13 protein-coding genes are annotated in these 15527 nt (G+C 41.4%); 8 read left to right on the top strand and 5 right to left on the bottom strand.

The genetic code is table 11. The features are described from left to right. The coding region (locus tag V7K27_RS19685; RefSeq protein ID WP_334949770.1) for an ACT domain-containing protein at positions 1-610 on the top strand (610 nt) is incomplete at its 5' end. Between the two features lie 142 nt (positions 611-752). Here the strand turns inward: V7K27_RS19685 and V7K27_RS19680 are convergent. Next, a complete protein-coding gene (locus tag V7K27_RS19680) occupies positions 753-944 on the bottom strand; it encodes a hypothetical protein (RefSeq protein WP_334949769.1) in 192 nt (63 codons plus the stop codon). Positions 945-1309: 365 nt separating this feature from the next. Between V7K27_RS19680 and V7K27_RS19675 the strand changes: the two genes are divergently transcribed. From V7K27_RS19675 to V7K27_RS19655, 5 genes are all read left to right on the top strand, one after another. Beyond that, on the top strand, positions 1310-3394 hold the full coding sequence (locus tag V7K27_RS19675; protein ID WP_334949768.1) for a tetratricopeptide repeat protein: 2085 nt from the start codon (positions 1310-1312) through the stop codon (positions 3392-3394). A 104-nt stretch (positions 3395-3498) separates the two neighbouring features. Continuing rightward, positions 3499-5133, top strand: coding sequence for an alpha-D-glucose phosphate-specific phosphoglucomutase (locus tag V7K27_RS19670; RefSeq protein WP_334949767.1), 1635 nt, complete (start codon positions 3499-3501; stop codon positions 5131-5133). Between the two features lie 303 nt (positions 5134-5436). Continuing rightward, positions 5437-6150 carry an NADPH-dependent FMN reductase gene (locus V7K27_RS19665; protein WP_334949766.1) on the top strand — a complete coding sequence of 238 codons (714 nt, stop codon included), beginning with the start codon at positions 5437-5439 and terminating at the stop codon, positions 6148-6150. Between the two features lie 285 nt (positions 6151-6435). Continuing rightward, positions 6436-7581: an AAA family ATPase gene (locus tag V7K27_RS19660; protein WP_334949765.1), complete on the top strand. Its 1146-nt coding sequence runs from the start codon at positions 6436-6438 to the stop codon at positions 7579-7581. Continuing rightward, a complete protein-coding gene (locus V7K27_RS19655) occupies positions 7578-8186 on the top strand; it encodes a DUF4276 family protein (RefSeq protein WP_334949764.1) in 609 nt (202 codons plus the stop codon). The genes V7K27_RS19660 and V7K27_RS19655 overlap by 4 nt, the downstream gene beginning before the upstream one ends. Before the next feature lie 279 nt (positions 8187-8465). Here V7K27_RS19655 and V7K27_RS19650 read toward each other — a convergent pair whose 3' ends face one another. The 4 genes from V7K27_RS19650 to gloB form a co-directional block, all read right to left on the bottom strand. After that, a complete protein-coding gene (locus tag V7K27_RS19650) occupies positions 8466-11147 on the bottom strand; it encodes a replicative DNA helicase (RefSeq protein WP_334949763.1) in 2682 nt (893 codons plus the stop codon). Positions 11148-11434: 287 nt separating this feature from the next. After that, on the bottom strand, positions 11435-11893 hold the full coding sequence (rplI, locus tag V7K27_RS19645; RefSeq protein ID WP_334949775.1) for a 50S ribosomal protein L9: 459 nt from the start codon (positions 11891-11893) through the stop codon (positions 11435-11437). Between the two features lie 140 nt (positions 11894-12033). Then, positions 12034-12204 (bottom strand): hypothetical protein, encoded by a 171-nt coding sequence (locus tag V7K27_RS19640; RefSeq protein WP_334949762.1) that lies wholly within the window; start codon positions 12202-12204, stop codon positions 12034-12036. Between the two features lie 23 nt (positions 12205-12227). Further along, the gene (gene gloB, locus V7K27_RS19635) at positions 12228-13001 is read right to left on the bottom strand and encodes a hydroxyacylglutathione hydrolase (protein WP_334949761.1); all 774 of its coding nucleotides are present in this window, start codon (positions 12999-13001) and stop codon (positions 12228-12230) included. A gap of 388 nt (positions 13002-13389) precedes the next feature. On the opposite strand from gloB, the gene V7K27_RS19630 reads away from it, so the two are divergent. Together V7K27_RS19630 and V7K27_RS19625 are read left to right on the top strand one after the other, a co-directional pair. Next, entirely contained in the window at positions 13390-14397 is a 1008-nt protein-coding gene (locus V7K27_RS19630; protein ID WP_334949760.1) for a hypothetical protein, read from the top strand. 75 nt (positions 14398-14472) lie between these two features. Next, positions 14473-15516 (top strand): glycosyltransferase family 2 protein, encoded by a 1044-nt coding sequence (locus tag V7K27_RS19625; protein WP_334949759.1) that lies wholly within the window; start codon positions 14473-14475, stop codon positions 15514-15516. Positions 15517-15527 lie beyond the last annotated feature (11 nt).

The following is a 15527-nucleotide window of genomic DNA, read 5'->3' as shown; positions in this document are numbered from 1 at the left end:
CTCATCCCCCTCATCCCCCTCATCCCCCTCATCCCCCTCATCCCCCTCATCCCCCTCATCCCCCTCATCCCCCTCATCCCCCTCATCCCCCACTCCCCCCACTCCCCCCGTTCGCGGTGTCGCCCTCGATTTGAATCAAGCGCGTCTTGCTATTCGCCAATTGCCAGATCGTCCGGGGATGGCGGCAAAATTATTTGGATTATTAGCGCAGCATAATATTAGCGTTGATATGATTATCCAATCTCAGCGCTGTCGGGTGATTGATGGTGTTCCCAGGCGAGATATTGCTTTTACAGTCTCGCGGATAGACGGGGAAAATGCAAAAAAAATGCTTACCCAAGTAGCAGCAGAATTAGGATGGGGTGAAGTTGTTTTAGATAGTGCGATCGCTAAGGTGAGTATTGTCGGTGCAGGTATGCTGGGACAACCAGGTGTTGCTGCTAAAATGTTTGAAGCTTTAGCTCAACAACAAATTAATATTCAAATGATTGCCACCTCAGAAATAAAAATTAGTTGTGTCGTGGCACAAGAGCAAGGTGTTAAAGCTTTGCAAGCCATTCATGCAGCCTTTGAACTAGCTGGTAGCGAGAAATTTGTCGTGCCAGCGTAAAACCTGACTCTAACTCCCTTTTTGTTGTGGATACGGGTACTATAGCAGTCCTAAATCATTCGTGAAAATTACATCTCTCTTTATTATTTCCTTCCTTTGCGTCCTTTGCGTCCTTTGCGGTTCGTTTCCTAATCTATATTTTTCACAACTCAAATAGGACTGCTATATTTTTTTCTTGCATTGCTAATGCATCGACCTGCAATGGCATAGTATCAACCTGCAATGACATAGCATCGACCTGCAATGGCATAATATCGACCTGCAATGGCATAGCATCGACCTGCAATGGCATAATATCGACCTGCAATGGCATAGCATCGACTTGCAATGGCATAACATCAACTTACAATGGCATAACATCGACCTGCAATGTTAACGTGAGTTCGATAGATTTGGTCTGACCCCTCTCTAAATCTATCCCGCGACTGACAACAAATAAATTACCCAATATTGTGGGGTGGGCATCTTGCCCGCCTTTCTATACGGGCGGGCAAGATGCCCACCCCACAAGAAGTAATTGAGTATTTTTTTATTTGTCAGTCCCCCCTAAGCGGAGATAGGCTTAAAAAGCTGATTTTTTCGTTGTTCCGTTAAGCAGATTGTAGAGACACGCTGTAGCAGTCTACACATTTATCTCATTTTTAACATGAATAACACCTAAGCTATAATCAAACAATTTATCAGACTATATTTATATTGATGAATAGTCATTTGCTAGATGGACATTATCGAATACTAAAAGTTCTCAATGATGGTGAAAAGAGGAAAACCTATCTAGTTGAAGATGCTAATCTTCCTCGCAGCCAATTTATAGTAAAGCAGTTATGTCATCCTAGTAGCAATCCTCAAAGTTTAACAATCCTACGCCGCTTGTTTAGGAGTAAGGCAGCAACTTTAGAAAAACTAGGACACAAACACGATCAAATTCAAAAGCTAATTGCTTGTTTTGAAGAAAATGAAGAATTCTATATAGTCCAAGAATTCATACCTGGGAATCCTTTAAGTGATGACATTATCCAGGGACAACCTCTGAGGGAAGAACAAGTAATTAGTCTTTTATCAGAGATATTAGAAATTTTGGTGCTTGTACATAGCTATGGTGTGATTCATCGGGATATCAAACCAGCAAATATTATTCGCCGGGAGTCAGATGAAAAGTTAGTTTTGGTTAATTTTGGTACTTTTAATGAAGCCATCACTAATACCGTTGATAATCTCGAATATATGCCAATAGAACAAGTTAACGGCAACCTGAAATATAACAGTGATATATATGCTTTAGGTATCGTTGCGATCGCAGCACTTAAAGGTTTACCAACAAACGAAATATTTAATTTGCGAAGTCAGAAACATCAGCTAACAGGTGAAATCGTTTGGCGTGACAAAAATCTAAAAGTTAACAGAAAATTAGTAGCAATTATTAATAGAATGGTGCGTTTAGACTATCGTAAACGCTACCAGTATGCAACTGAAGTTTTAGACGATCTGAAAAGGTTAACAAGTGTTGATGACGACCAACAAAAACAGCATCATAAAAAATTATTACTAATTCTAATGGGGCTAGCTGGCTGTATCACACTTGTTATTGGAGCGTGGTTTTTGCAATCGCCAAAACCTGTAAGTGATGCTGAACAAAAATTATATCAAGAGGGAGTAAATAAATATGACGCCGGAAACTATGAAGGAGCAGTTGAAGATTTCAATCAGGCTATTAAATTAGATCCGCAAAACGCTTTGGCTTATAATAAGCGAGGCAATGCTTATTATCGATTAGGAGACTATGAGCAAGCACAAGCAGACTCTAGCCAAGCGATTTTGCTCAATCCTCAAAATGCTAACGCCTATTTTGATCGAGGATTTGCTTTTTCGGAATTAGGCAAGTATAAAGAAGCGATCGCAGACTATACCCAAGCGATTAAGTTAAATCCTAAAAATGCTTATGCTTACTATGGCCGGGGTTTAGCCCTTGCTCAACTGAAGGATAATAAAGGAGCAATGGCAGATTTTAGCAAAGCGATCGCTCTCAAACCTCAGTATACTGAAACTTACTTGCAGCGAGGGATTCTCCGCCGTCGCCTCAAACTTATACAAGCAGCAATTCAAGATTTTGATCGAGTAATTAAGATTAATCCTAGTGATGCCAAAGCTTATTATCAAAGGGGTTTAACTCAATCTATTAATAAACAAAAATATATAGCAATTAAAGATTATACGCACGCAATTAGCATCAATCCCAAATACATAGAAGCCTATCTTAATCGTGGTGATGTTTACAGTGATTTGGGAGATAAACTCGAAGCTACTCAAGATTACAACACTATTTTACAGATTGATCCTAAATTTATTGCAGCTTATACTCACAGAGGTATTCACCGCTTTTCTTTCGGAGATTATCAAGGCGCTATTGAAGATTATACCGCAGCACTGAAACTAGATCCTAATAATGTCGCTGCTTACAACAACCGTGGTAACGCCTATCTCGAACTAGGAAATAAAAAAGCTGCAAATCAGGATTATTCACGAGCGATCGCAATTAATGCTAACAATGCTTCAGCCTACTATAACCGGGGTGTGATTCGCAGCAAACAGAAAAATCAACAGGGTGCGATCGCAGATTTTCAAAAAGCTGCAAAACTATTTCAACAGCAAGGAGAACAAGATAGTTATCAAGATGCACAGAGGGAAATTGCAATTCTGCAAAATAATTCACCACCAGCGCCAACTACTGGAGATGAAGCACGTCAACCTATACATAGACGGCGTTTTCCAATTCATCGGGAATAGCCTCTTTTGTCTCCGTAGTTCTATTTGTCTGACTACGGGACAATTTTTTTTGTCACGAACTTATGCAAAGCTGTAAGAGAAAAATGCCTTGGTGAACATTATCTATGAACATACGTAAAGTCTCTACTACTCCTTTCTCTGACCAAAAGCCCGGTACTTCTGGGCTGCGGAAAGCAGTGAAGGATTTTCAGCAGCCCCACTACCTGGAAAATTTTACCCAATCCATCTTCGATTCTGTAGGGGACTTGCGAGGACAAACCCTAGTCCTGGGTGGTGATGGTCGTTATTACAATCGCCCAGCCATTCAAATCATTTTGAAAATGGCTGCGGCCAATGGCATTGGGCTGATTAAAGTTGGTCAACGGGGGATTTTGTCTACTCCTGCGACTTCTGCGATTATTCGTAAGTACCAAGCTATTGGCGGCATCATCTTATCTGCTAGTCATAATCCGGGCGGGCCGAATGGTGACTTTGGTGTGAAATATAACATTAGCAACGGTGGACCAGCGCCGGAAAAGGTGACAGAGGCGATCTACGATCGCAGTAAAGCGATCGATAGCTACCAAATTCTGGAAGCACCAGATGTAGATTTAGAAACCTTGGGTGAGTCACATTTGGGAGAGACGGTAGTTGAGGTGATTGACTCCGTACAGGATTATGAAGAGTTAATGGAGTCGCTGTTTGATTTTGAACGCATTCACCAACTGTTGACAAGAGGAAATTTTCGGATCAGCATCGATGCCTTACACGCGGTAGCTGGCCCCTATGCCCATGCGATTTTTGAGCAACGTTTGGGCGCACCAGTGGGAACCGTGCGGAATGGTACACCCTTAGAAGACTTTGGCGGTGGACACCCTGACCCAAATCTAGTTTATGCTCATGAGTTGGTAGATATTTTGTACGGAGAGAATGCGCCAGACTTTGGGGCAGCTTTTGATGGAGATGGCGATCGCAATATGATCTTAGGGCGTAAGTTCTTTGTCACACCTAGCGATAGCCTCGCAGTGTTAGCTGCAAACGCCAAGCTAGTCCCTGGTTATAGTTCGGGTTTAGCCGGGGTAGCGCGATCGATGCCTACTAGTCAAGCAGTAGATCGAGTTGCCGCTCAGATTGGAATTGAATCCTATGAAACGCCCACTGGTTGGAAGTTCTTCGGCAATCTCTTAGACGCGGGTAAAGCGACTCTCTGCGGTGAAGAAAGCTTTGGTACCAGCTCTAACCACATCCGCGAAAAAGATGGGTTATGGGCTGTGCTGTTCTGGCTGAATATCCTAGCAGTCCGGCAGCAATCTGTTGAGCAAATTGTCCGGGAACACTGGCAGACCTATGGACGCAATTATTATTCCCGTCATGACTATGAAGGGATAGAGATAGAGCCAGCTAACACCTTAATCGAAAGACTGCGTTCCTTATTGCCAACCCTCAAAGGCAAGCAGTTTGGTAACTATCAAGTTGAATACAGTGATGACTTTAGTTATACCGACCCCGTTGATGGCAGCATTAGCGATCAACAAGGTGTTCGCATTGGTTTTACCGATGGCTCCCGGATTGTGGTGCGACTTTCTGGGACGGGGACTCAAGGTGCAACCCTCAGAGTTTATCTAGAAAGCTACGAGCCAGATTCCGCCAAACATGACCTGGAATCACAGCAAGCACTTGCTTCTTTAATCACTCTTGCTGAAGAGATAGCTCAAATCCGTAAATTCACTGGACGAGAACAGCCAACTGTAATCACCTAGTGCTGAGTTAGGAGTTAGGAGTTATTTCTCTCTTTCCCTGTTGGCGCTTTAGCGGTAAAGCACCAACTACAAACAAAATTATCTAGTCATTTTTCAGGAATAAACTGCAACAAACTGGCTTATACCGTTTCAGTTTAATAATGATACAAATACGTTGGTAGGGGCACAGCAATGCTGTGCCCCTACGAGAAATCTATATGTATCAGGGTTTGTGTGAAATGGTATGACTAGATTACAGGTAGCACTTTCTTTGTGGATGGTGGACTACTTTGGAACTATCAAGAACAGTAGGGAGAAAAAACTATGCCAAATTCATCTCTATTTATTCCAGTTATCCTTGGCACTCCCCGTCAAGGTCGCCAAAGTGAATATGTTGCTAAATTTATTGTTGAGCAGGTTGCAACACGCGATCGCCTGGAAACCGAACTTATTGATATTAGAGAAATGGCGATCGCTACAAATGATGCCGGAGAATCCCTCAAAGACCCTCAGTTTTCTGCAACCATTGAACGAGCAGATGGATTAATTATTGTTACACCAGAGTATAACCACGGTTATCCGGGTTTGCTCAAGCACGTACTTGACACCTGCCTTAAAGAGTACATTCATAAAGCCGTTGGTCTGTGTGGCGTTTCGGCGGGGCCTTTTGGTGGTACAAGGGTAATCCAAAACCTTTTACCTGTAATGCGGGAATTGGGGCTAGTGACTATTTTCTATGACCTCAACTTTAGCAACGTTCAGAAACTATTTGATCAGTCGGGCAATTTGATTGACAAACCAACCTACATTCGCCGCATGGAAAGGTTTATGGACGAGTTAGTTTGGATGTCAACTGTCCTGAAATATGGGCGTCAAGAAGTCAGCTTGGAGAAAAAAGATAATATCCAAGTTAACACCCATGCCAGCAAGCCCTGCCCAGAAATAGCTGCGCGAATGGGTGCAGATGTAATGGATACCGTCCTGGAAGTAAGTTATAATCCCCAGACTGGTGAAGTGGAAGCCACCCCAGTTACTTAAGTCCCAGTTTTACTTTCCTCTAGCCCCCTGGAAAACGAGGAAAATTAATACAGTTTTATGATTATAGCAGATTTCAAGGAAAGTGGAGTACACAACGATTCGTCTCAAAGCCAGGCATAAAGCCTGTTTTACTTCTGAATTCTGAGCGGAGGCGGAGCGTCTCCGGCTCCGCTCCTGAATTCTGCTGTATATGCTTTGCTCAAGCTCTTCGGAGATATACTGGGGATTACTTGAATCTTAGTTCTTAAGCAAGTTTAACTATTGTCAATTATAGTGGTTAGCTGTATGGATAGATTTGAAAACATATCGGTAAGAGGTTTTCGCCGTCTTTGCCAAGTCGAACTTGAGATGAGGGATCTGATTGTGATGATTGGTGCGAATGGGGCAGGAAAAACCTCTTTCTTAGATATTCTTTCAACACTAGCTGCTTCAGCCAATGGCAAGTTACAAGAGACATTGCAGTTTAAAGGTGGTTTAAACGAAATTTTGACTAGAGGCAAAGCGCAGGAACTTGAAATCTCAGTTTCAATGAAAGTGCCAGAAGAAAAACCTTTAAAATATAGTTTAACATTGTCTCCTAAAGGTTTGTCTTATGAAATTAGAAATGAAACTTTAACGCAGCAGAGGAATCCAAGTAAACCTGAGCCATTTAAGTATATTGAATCGCATAGCTTGGACATTAAATATTTTCAGGAAGGTAGCGGACTTTTAAGACCAAACTGGGAACATAATTATCTTGAAACATCGCTTTCCCAAGTTCCTAAGATGTATCGTGAGCCTGAAAACTTGAGAAAAAGCCTTGCTTCTTGTACTTATTACGGGGCACTTGATGTTTCAGAGAAAAGTCCAATTCGCTTACCTCAACAAATGCGTCCTGCGAAGCTACCTGGTGCAAGCGGTGAAGATTTAGTTTCCTGTCTTTATGATCTTCGGGAAACTGATAGAGATCGCTTTGAAATGGTTGAAAATGTTATTTCTACAGCATTTCCAGATTTTGAGCGGTTAAACTTTCCTCCAGTTGCCGCAGGAACTATTTCCATGACTTGGACAGATAGAAATTTCTCTCAGCCGATATATGTGCATGAGCTATCAGAGGGGACACTGCGCTTCCTTTGGTTAGTTACTCTTCTGCAAAGCCAAAGCTTAACAACAATCACTCTGCTAGATGAGCCAGAAGTCAGCTTACATCCCGAACTTTTGAGACATTTAGCATATTTAATGAGAGAAGCTTCAAAACACACGCAGCTTATAGTAGCAACACATTCAGATCGGCTGATTAGATTTCTTAAACCAAATGAGGTTCTAATTTGTGACCTTGAAGAAGGTGAGGCCAGGATGACTTGGGCTGATACTCTTGATCTGGATAAGTGGTTGGCAGATTACACCCTTGATCAAGTTTGGGGAATGAATTTGATGGGTGGGCGTCCATGAAGATTGCTATTTTGGTTGAAGGGGCTACTGAGGTAGCTTTTAAAGAAAAACTGCGTGAGTTTCTCCAAACTCGTTTAGGGCAACAAATGCCAAGACTCAAGTTTATTCCTCAACATGGTCGAATTCCTAAAGAAGAAAAACTCAGGCGTGTAGTTGAAAATTTACTAACTGGCAATAGTGCTTATGATGCAGTAATTGCGCTCACAGACGTTTATACAGGAACTAACGATTTTCAAGATGCGGCTGATGCTAAAGCCCAAATGATGGAGTGGGTTGGTAACAACCCCAGATTTTATCCACACACAGCACTACATGACTTTGAAACATGGCTTCTTCCATACTGGAAAACTATCCAATCCTTAGCAAAACATAATCGCTCTGCTCCTAGTGGTTCTCCCGAAACTGTGAATCACCAAAAACCTCCTTCATACTGGATCAAGGAAATTTTCAAATCAGGAGGACGCCAAGATTATGATAAGCCTATTCATGGGACAAAGATTTTGAAGGACAATGATCTTATGATTGCTATTCAGTCCTGTCCAGAACTCAAAGCTTTTGTAAATCAGATCGTCTCTCTTTGTGATGAAAATCAAGTAATCCCTTAATTCTCAAGATGTGGAGCTAAAGAAATCCTTATCTAACTGCTGACTGCATCGAAAAAATGGATGAAACCGTCGTGTATAGCGATCGCACTTTTCCTCTCAATACAAAAGGATTGCGATCGCGTAGAGTTTCAGGCTTTTCTTAATTATCCTTTGATCGTAAATAGGGCTTGCTGTAGGGGTTTAGCAATGCGCTTTACCCTTGCGAAAGATGTGGTTTTTCACCTTATACATATTTGGTGTTTCTTGTCAATACGTAAGTCCAATAATTATTTGATCTGGCTAAATTTTTAAATTTTGAAACTTTGTAAATTGTGGATTGAACAAAAGTTTCGCAGTACCTGTAGGTCCGTTGCGGTGTTTAGCTATGATCACTTCTGCAATCCCGCGATCGGGTGTATCGGGAGAATAGTATTCATCACGGTATAACATTATTACTAAATCCGCGTCTTGTTCAATGGAATTGTGAACAATAATATTATTCGCAACAAAATTATGCAAACTAGGAACTGTAAGATCAAAGACTTCTTCCTCGCCAGTATATTCAATTGAAAGTATCTCGTCCCAATAAACATCACTTTTGGCAAGAGTAACCAGTTTAGATGATTGAACAACGTTGCCGACTTTTAGAGCTTCTTCTCGACTTAAATTTACCTTGTAAAGAGTAGAGCCACAATACGAAACTCCAATAGAGGAATGTAATAGCCGTGTGGTCAAGCCAACAGATTGCATTGCAGGTACAACCTGTGTTTTCCAAACATCTTTGGGAATTATATCTCTGTTAGTGTTATGAATGCAGCTTTCAAGGTGTTCAGCAATTTGTTGCAATGAACCTAGCTTATATTCTCCTACTGCTCGAACGTTTTGAATAAATAACTCAAGGTCAGGCTTACCAGTGATTTTTACATGATACTGGTTTCTACCTTTGCCCAATTGAGGAACTATCTTGAGTGTTGCATTAATGCCAAGTCTTAATAAAAGCGTCTGTACATCAAAAGCTAGTCTCTCACTACTGCTTGCATAATATGCAATAGGTCTTGGCTTTTTTCCTGCAACTAACTTGATACAACCATCTGTACTCCAAAGGTGTCTTAGAAAGCAGGCTATTAACTCTTGCGGTTGTGAGAACAATTCTTGAGGTACAAATTTTTCGTAAGACCTTAAACCAAAAACACCCAGAGAGTCTAGCCATTTGGCTATTGGATTTCTCACACTATGAGTTAGACGTTGTGCTGCGGACAAGTAAACTTGATACCAGTGACGTTCAGGTGAAATTCTAGGAACAATTGAATCTCCAAAAACTTCTGTTGCCAAGAAAGCAACATTCTGAGCTAAATCTATCTCTCTGGTAGTGTACTGTATGGCAAGACTATGCAATGTACAACCGTCGCCAATTAAATGTCCTAATAATGCAACCTCGGCATAAGTCATAGTTTGTTTACCAGGGTTGGGGAGATGTCTTGGTAAACATAGATGTTGTTTAGGAGTTAATTCATCAAGTCTTTTCCAGCCATTAATTGTTAAAAACTTGTGATTACCTGTGGCACGGATTTTTCGACCCAATCGAGTTGTTAAAGTAAACAGAGGCTTCGTACCTGTGGAAAAAGCATTGCTAACAATTGCCTTTTCTAGCTGCATTGTAGCTTCGTTCAACGCCCAAACTGCAAAACCAGATTTACCTACTAATTCCCTAATTGGTACTTGCAGTCCGCTATCTGGTAATGTCACCAAACTATCGCCTGCTAAACAACCCGACTCTCTCAAATCTGACAACATCGGACGCTTGTTAGTGCGTGCTTCCACCCCTCGACTCAACTGAGATAAAGCAATAATTGGTACAGATAATTCACGCGCTAAACCTTTGAGTTGACGTGTAATTTTTGATAATTCTTGAACTCGATTATCACCTGCTCCTTCCATCAATTGCAAGTAATCTATTACAATCAAACCCAGTATTCCTTGTTCTGCTTGTAGTCTTCTTGCCTGACTACGCATTTGTGTAACTGTAATATTCGGCGTGTCGTCAATATAAATCGGCATCTCAGAAAGGATACCAATAGCACGGCTTAAAGGTTCCCACTGTGTTTGGCTCAGGCGTCCAGTCCGCAGATAACTACTTTCAATATGCGCTTCGCTAGCTAATAGACGTTGTGTCAGTTGCTCTTTGGACATTTCCAAACTGAAAATAGCAACTGGTAGTTTCTTCCGCTCGTCAATGTTATCACGCTTGATAATAATTTCGTAATTGGCAATATATTGGGCAATATTCATCGAAAAGCTTGTCTTTCCCATTGCCGGTCTAGCAGCGACAATAATCAAATCAGAACGCTGAAAGCCGCCGGTCATGGCATCTAAATCGTAAAATCCGCAGGGAATCCCAGGTAAGGCGATGCCTTGATTTCGATCTTCAATATCCTGGAAATTATTAATTAGAGTATCAGAAATATGAACTAAACCCGATTGGGGACGCTCTTGAGTAACGCCGAATACTTTCTGTTCTGCCTGATCTAAAACAATTGGTAATTCAGTTTCTGTCTCATAACCTAAATGTACAATTTCATTACCAGCTTTTATTAAGCGCCGCCGCAGGTATTTGTCCATCACTAACCCGGCTAAGGCGTCGATGTTCACGGCTGACACTGTGCGGTCTACCAGAGTTGCTAACTTATTTCTGCCACCAATGCGAGCAAGGATATCATGGTCAGTTAGCCAACTTGTGACTGAGAGTAAGTCTGTGGCTTTACCTTGGGCGTGGAGCCTCACAGCTGCTTGATAAATATCTTTGTGAGCGCTAATGTAAAAAGCTTCGGGAAGGAGGCGATCGCTAACTCGACTAATCGCTTCTGGATCTAGTAAAATACCCCCCAAAATCGCTTCTTCCGCCTCAATATTTTGTGGTGGGAGGCGTAGTTTACCGCCGTAGGCATCGCTACCATCGCCTTGAAAACTCAATTCTTCAGCCATAAACGATTTTAGTTTGAGATGAAAGCTAGTCGGGGGTATGGGAGTTAGGAGTTAGGAGTTAGGAGTTAGGAGTTAAGAGTTTGGAGTTAGGAGTTAGGAGTTAGGAGTTAAGAGTTAGGAGTTAGGAGTTAGTCGGGAGTTAGGAGTTAGTCGGGAGTTAGGAGTTAAGAGTTAGGAGTTAAGAGTTAGGAGTTAAGAGTTATTTTCACCTTTACTTCCCTTGCTCCCTCATCTCCCTCATCCCCCTCATCTCCCTCATCCCCCTCATCTCCGCGTCCCCTCCTGAGTTAGCTAGCGACTACTTGAATATTCACTTGCGCCGCTACTTCCGAATGCAGCTTAATTTCGGCTTGATAAGTACCAAGGTGATTAATATCGGGGATGGTAATGCCACGCCGATCAATTTCTTGACCAGTAGCTGCCTTAATTGCATCTACAACATCTTGGGTGGTGATAGTACCGAAAATTGCTTCGTTTTCACCAACTGGCTTGGCAATTATCAAGCTGCCAACTTTTTCTAAAGATTCTTTTTGCTCAAGAGCTTGTTGTCTGAGTTCTAATTGCCGTTGGCGCTCTTGCTCACGACGACGTTCTACTTGCTTGAGAATACCAGGAGTGGCATTGGTTGCCAATTTTTGGGGAATCAGATAATTACGAGCGTAGCCAGGAGCTACTTCCACTAAGTCGCCAGATTTTCCCAGCTTGCTGATATCCTGATTTAAAACTAACTGCACACGTTTCGCCATCGGTTTTTGTTTTTCCTGTAAAATCTGATTAATTTGGGTTTGGGCAGCATAGCTCACTGCTGTATTCCAAGCTTCTTGGACTAATACCCTAAAGCTTACAGATCGTAGCGAAAGGAAGGGTGCGATCGCAACTATTAGCGCTAGAAAATTGAAGGAATGGGGGAATGAGGGAGTGGAGGAGATGAGGGAGATGAGGGAGATGAGGGAGATGAGGGAGATAGACTTTTCTCCAATGCCCAATGCCCAATGCCCAATGCCCCATGCTCAATGCCCAATGCCCCATGCCCCATGCCCAATGCCCAATGCCCCATGCCCCATGCCCAATGCCCAATGCCTAAAAGTTATTTCTCATTTCTCGTATCCGCGCAAAGGTTTGCACTCCATCGCTACTCTTAACAGTTAATTGTAATGATGGCTGATCCCAACGTAAAAAGGGATTGGTGCGCTTCTCCACTCCCAGCAGTGACGGTATGGTAGCTTCTCCTCGACTACGGTAAGCCTTCACTTCATTGAAGCGCCTTTGTAAGTCGGCGTTGTCACTATCCACAGTTAGGGCAAATTGGAGATTTTTTAAGGTGTATTCGTGGGCGCACCAGACGCGTGTATCATCGGGTAGCGATCGCAGTTTGCTTAAAGAATCCACCATTTGGGTCGGTGTTCCTTCAAACAAGCGACCGCAACCGCCTGAAAACAAGGTATCGCCGCAAAATAAATCGCCTGTCTCACCAACTTTTTCGGGGGGGAAGTAGTAAACGATGTGAGCGCGGGTATGTCCGGGAACGAAGATAACTTCAGCTATGCGGTCTGCAAACTGGACGCGATCGCCTTCTTGCAAAAACACTTGCTGTCCCGGAATTCTACCACGATCCTCGGTTCCCCCGTAAACTATCACTTGGGGGAATTTTCCTATTAACTGCTTATTGCCACCCACATGATCGTTATGGTGGTGCGTGTTGAAAATTGCTACCAACTCAGCTTTTAATTCTGCCAGTTTCTCTAATACTGGTTGAGCCTCAGCTGGATCGACAACAGCCGCAATACGTTGCCGTGCATCGTACAGCAAAAATATATAGTTGTCTGAGAGTGCCTCAAGACGGATTACCTGCATTACCTTTGCCTCTGTTATGCCTCTGTTATGAGTAGATATTCAGTATCAAAAAATATCATTTATATGTGAAATTTCGGTAGACGAACTAGCCAATATGACGTTAGCTTTATCTAGGCTTTTATTGAAACTTGATATCTAGGGTTAACTAAAAATATACCCTTTACCATAATTCATCACAAATTAAAGGCTGATTCCTCCTTAATCTGAAAAACTTCAAAAGTAAGAGATAGCCTATATTAAAACCATTTTCTAGTCTATAAAACCTTATTTATCGAATAATAACACTGAGAAAGTTTTGTCAATAAAAATCAACTAAGATTTTTAGCGCCGAATATCCCACACCCGATCAAAATTTCATCCAGGACTATATTAACGTCACAAACCCTCTATGTACAAAGAATTTCGGCAACAGGTAATTTCAGCAATCCGGGACGCCGTGAACAACGTCCGATATCCTCAGCGCATCCTGGTTGTGCGACAGGCAGATCACCAGTCTACATACAATGACTACTTTCTTTATTGGGTTAGTCAAAATGTACCTGAGGCAGCACATCTGTTTGAACTTCATTATCTCCCTTGTGAGATAAATGACTGGGATCGCTATGCACTATTTATACCTTGGCTACAAGATCCCCTCAAAGAAAGATTTCCGTATATTTATCAATATGCCCAGCCAATAGAAGCAGAATGTAAAAAACGCAACATTCCCATTGTTAATTCCATTGATAACCTCTCAAATTCAATTAAATCATTGGCAGCACAGAAGATTGGTAGCGTAGAGGGCATTCGCACCGCCAAAACAGTGCCGATTACTGATGTAGAAACTTTCAAAAAGACACAAGGAGGATTGTCAACTCCCTTCTTTATTCGTGAAGACTGGGTGCATGGCTGCCAAATCTTTTTCGTCCAAAATCTCGATGACTTGGAAAACATCCCTTTTGAAAAGATGCTTGCCCCCATTGCAGTAGAATTTCTGGATGTTAAGGGAGAAGATGGTCTGTATCGTAAGTATCGCTACTTCGCTATGGGAGATGAAGGTATCCCTGGCCCTTTAATGGTTTCCAAATCTTGGGAAGTACGCGACAACGATAATCGCGTAATTAATGAATCAATAATAGCAGAGGAAATTGCTTATTTCAGTGGAGAAGACCCCAATCATCATCTTTTGCAGCAGGCACGCAAAGCATTAGGTTTTGATTTTATGGCTTTTGATTACAGCTATGACGAACAGAGAAACCTCTTTGTCTGGGAACCAAATCCTTTCCCAGTAATCTGGGGTTCACATGACGGTGAACCTGAGAAAAAGTATGCATTGCCATCAATGGATCGCATCTATACAGCACTCCTCAAATATTACTTGCAGCGTGCCAATATCTTAATCAAAATACCAACTTAGTTTATTTCCCAATACTTATTTTTCTCCGGCGTGAATTTTGAACTATACCTTTTCAACAAGAAGAGTGTTTAATCAATGACTCCACTTGTTTCAATCGTTGTTACCTGTTTTAATCAAGCCAGCTACCTAGAACGCTCAGTTAAAAGCGTACTATCACAAACATTTACTGACCTTGAATGTATTATGGTAGATGATGGCTCTACTGATGATACACAAGAAGTTGCTCAACAATTGCTCAGTCTAGATTCAAGAGTCAGCTACTTCTATAAAGAAAATGGCGGAGTATCTTCAAGTCGGAATTTTGGCTTTAAACAGGCACAAGGTAAGTGGATTCAGTTTCTAGATGGAGATGATTGGATTCACGAAGATAAAATTAGGTTTCAATTAGATCATTTAAATGCCTTGGATGTTCAAGAAAATACTGTTTTTTATACAGATTATGAACGGGTATTTATAGACAGAGAACAGCAAATTATCAACAGAGAGGAAAATATAGTTGGTTCTTTATCAAGAGAGCAATTGATTGAGCGATTACTCATCCCTGATTTTCTAGCTGATTCTCCATTTCCCTTACTTCAGCAATGTCTATTGATGAGTAGAGATGTGCAGGATAAAAAAATATTTGATGAGCGTTTAAAAGCTCTGCAAGATAGAGATTTTACAATAGACCTTTTAATTGCTAATGTTAATTTTGTCTACACACCGATGCTCGGAGCATATTATACAAAACATCAGTCTAATAGAACTAATAACTGGTCTTATATGAAAGCTTATTATATTTTGTTATACGAGACAGTGTGTAGTAAGCATCATGACTTAATCCCTTTATGCCAAGTAGGTATAGATTTTTTGCTTAAAGAAGCAATTAGAGAAAAAGAGCAAGATAATTTTGCTCGGCTAATTAAAATGTTTTCCCCTCCTTTCTACTTATTAAATAGAAAAATCAAAGTTAATCATAGCTATTTACTCAAGCTAATTTATCAAACTCGGCTAATTATTCCCAGTTTTGTATTATATGAAAAATATAGAGGCCCGCGATCGCAAAAAATTATCTCGATTTTTTCCCAGTTCATCAACTTGTTCAAAAAGCCAAAAAGTAGTTATATCAGTAGTGAATAAAGCAACTAATA

The sequence above is a fragment of the Nostoc sp. genome, from assembly GCF_036919575.1.
GTDB lineage: Bacteria > Cyanobacteriota > Cyanobacteriia > Cyanobacteriales > Nostocaceae > Nostoc.
This window is presented reverse-complemented; position numbering and strand designations above follow the sequence as displayed.

Bases quoted from the DNA above. Each gene is read 5' to 3' on its own strand.
- V7K27_RS19680 (WP_334949769.1), bottom strand. From the start codon at position 944: ATGCCATTGCAAGTCGATGCTATGCCATTGCAGGTCGATATTATGCCA.
- V7K27_RS19675 (WP_334949768.1), top strand. From the start codon at position 1,310: ATGAATAGTCATTTGCTAGATGGACATTATCGAATACTAAAAGTTCTC.
- V7K27_RS19670 (WP_334949767.1), top strand. From the start codon at position 3,499: ATGAACATACGTAAAGTCTCTACTACTCCTTTCTCTGACCAAAAGCCC.
- V7K27_RS19665 (WP_334949766.1), top strand. From the start codon at position 5,437: ATGCCAAATTCATCTCTATTTATTCCAGTTATCCTTGGCACTCCCCGT.
- V7K27_RS19660 (WP_334949765.1), top strand. From the start codon at position 6,436: ATGGATAGATTTGAAAACATATCGGTAAGAGGTTTTCGCCGTCTTTGC.
- V7K27_RS19655 (WP_334949764.1), top strand. From the start codon at position 7,578: ATGAAGATTGCTATTTTGGTTGAAGGGGCTACTGAGGTAGCTTTTAAA.
- V7K27_RS19650 (WP_334949763.1), bottom strand. From the start codon at position 11,147: ATGGCTGAAGAATTGAGTTTTCAAGGCGATGGTAGCGATGCCTACGGC.
- rplI (WP_334949775.1), bottom strand. From the start codon at position 11,893: ATGGCGAAACGTGTGCAGTTAGTTTTAAATCAGGATATCAGCAAGCTG.
- V7K27_RS19640 (WP_334949762.1), bottom strand. From the start codon at position 12,204: ATGGGGCATTGGGCATTGGGCATGGGGCATGGGGCATTGGGCATTGAG.
- gloB (WP_334949761.1), bottom strand. From the start codon at position 13,001: ATGCAGGTAATCCGTCTTGAGGCACTCTCAGACAACTATATATTTTTG.
- V7K27_RS19630 (WP_334949760.1), top strand. From the start codon at position 13,390: ATGTACAAAGAATTTCGGCAACAGGTAATTTCAGCAATCCGGGACGCC.
- V7K27_RS19625 (WP_334949759.1), top strand. From the start codon at position 14,473: ATGACTCCACTTGTTTCAATCGTTGTTACCTGTTTTAATCAAGCCAGC.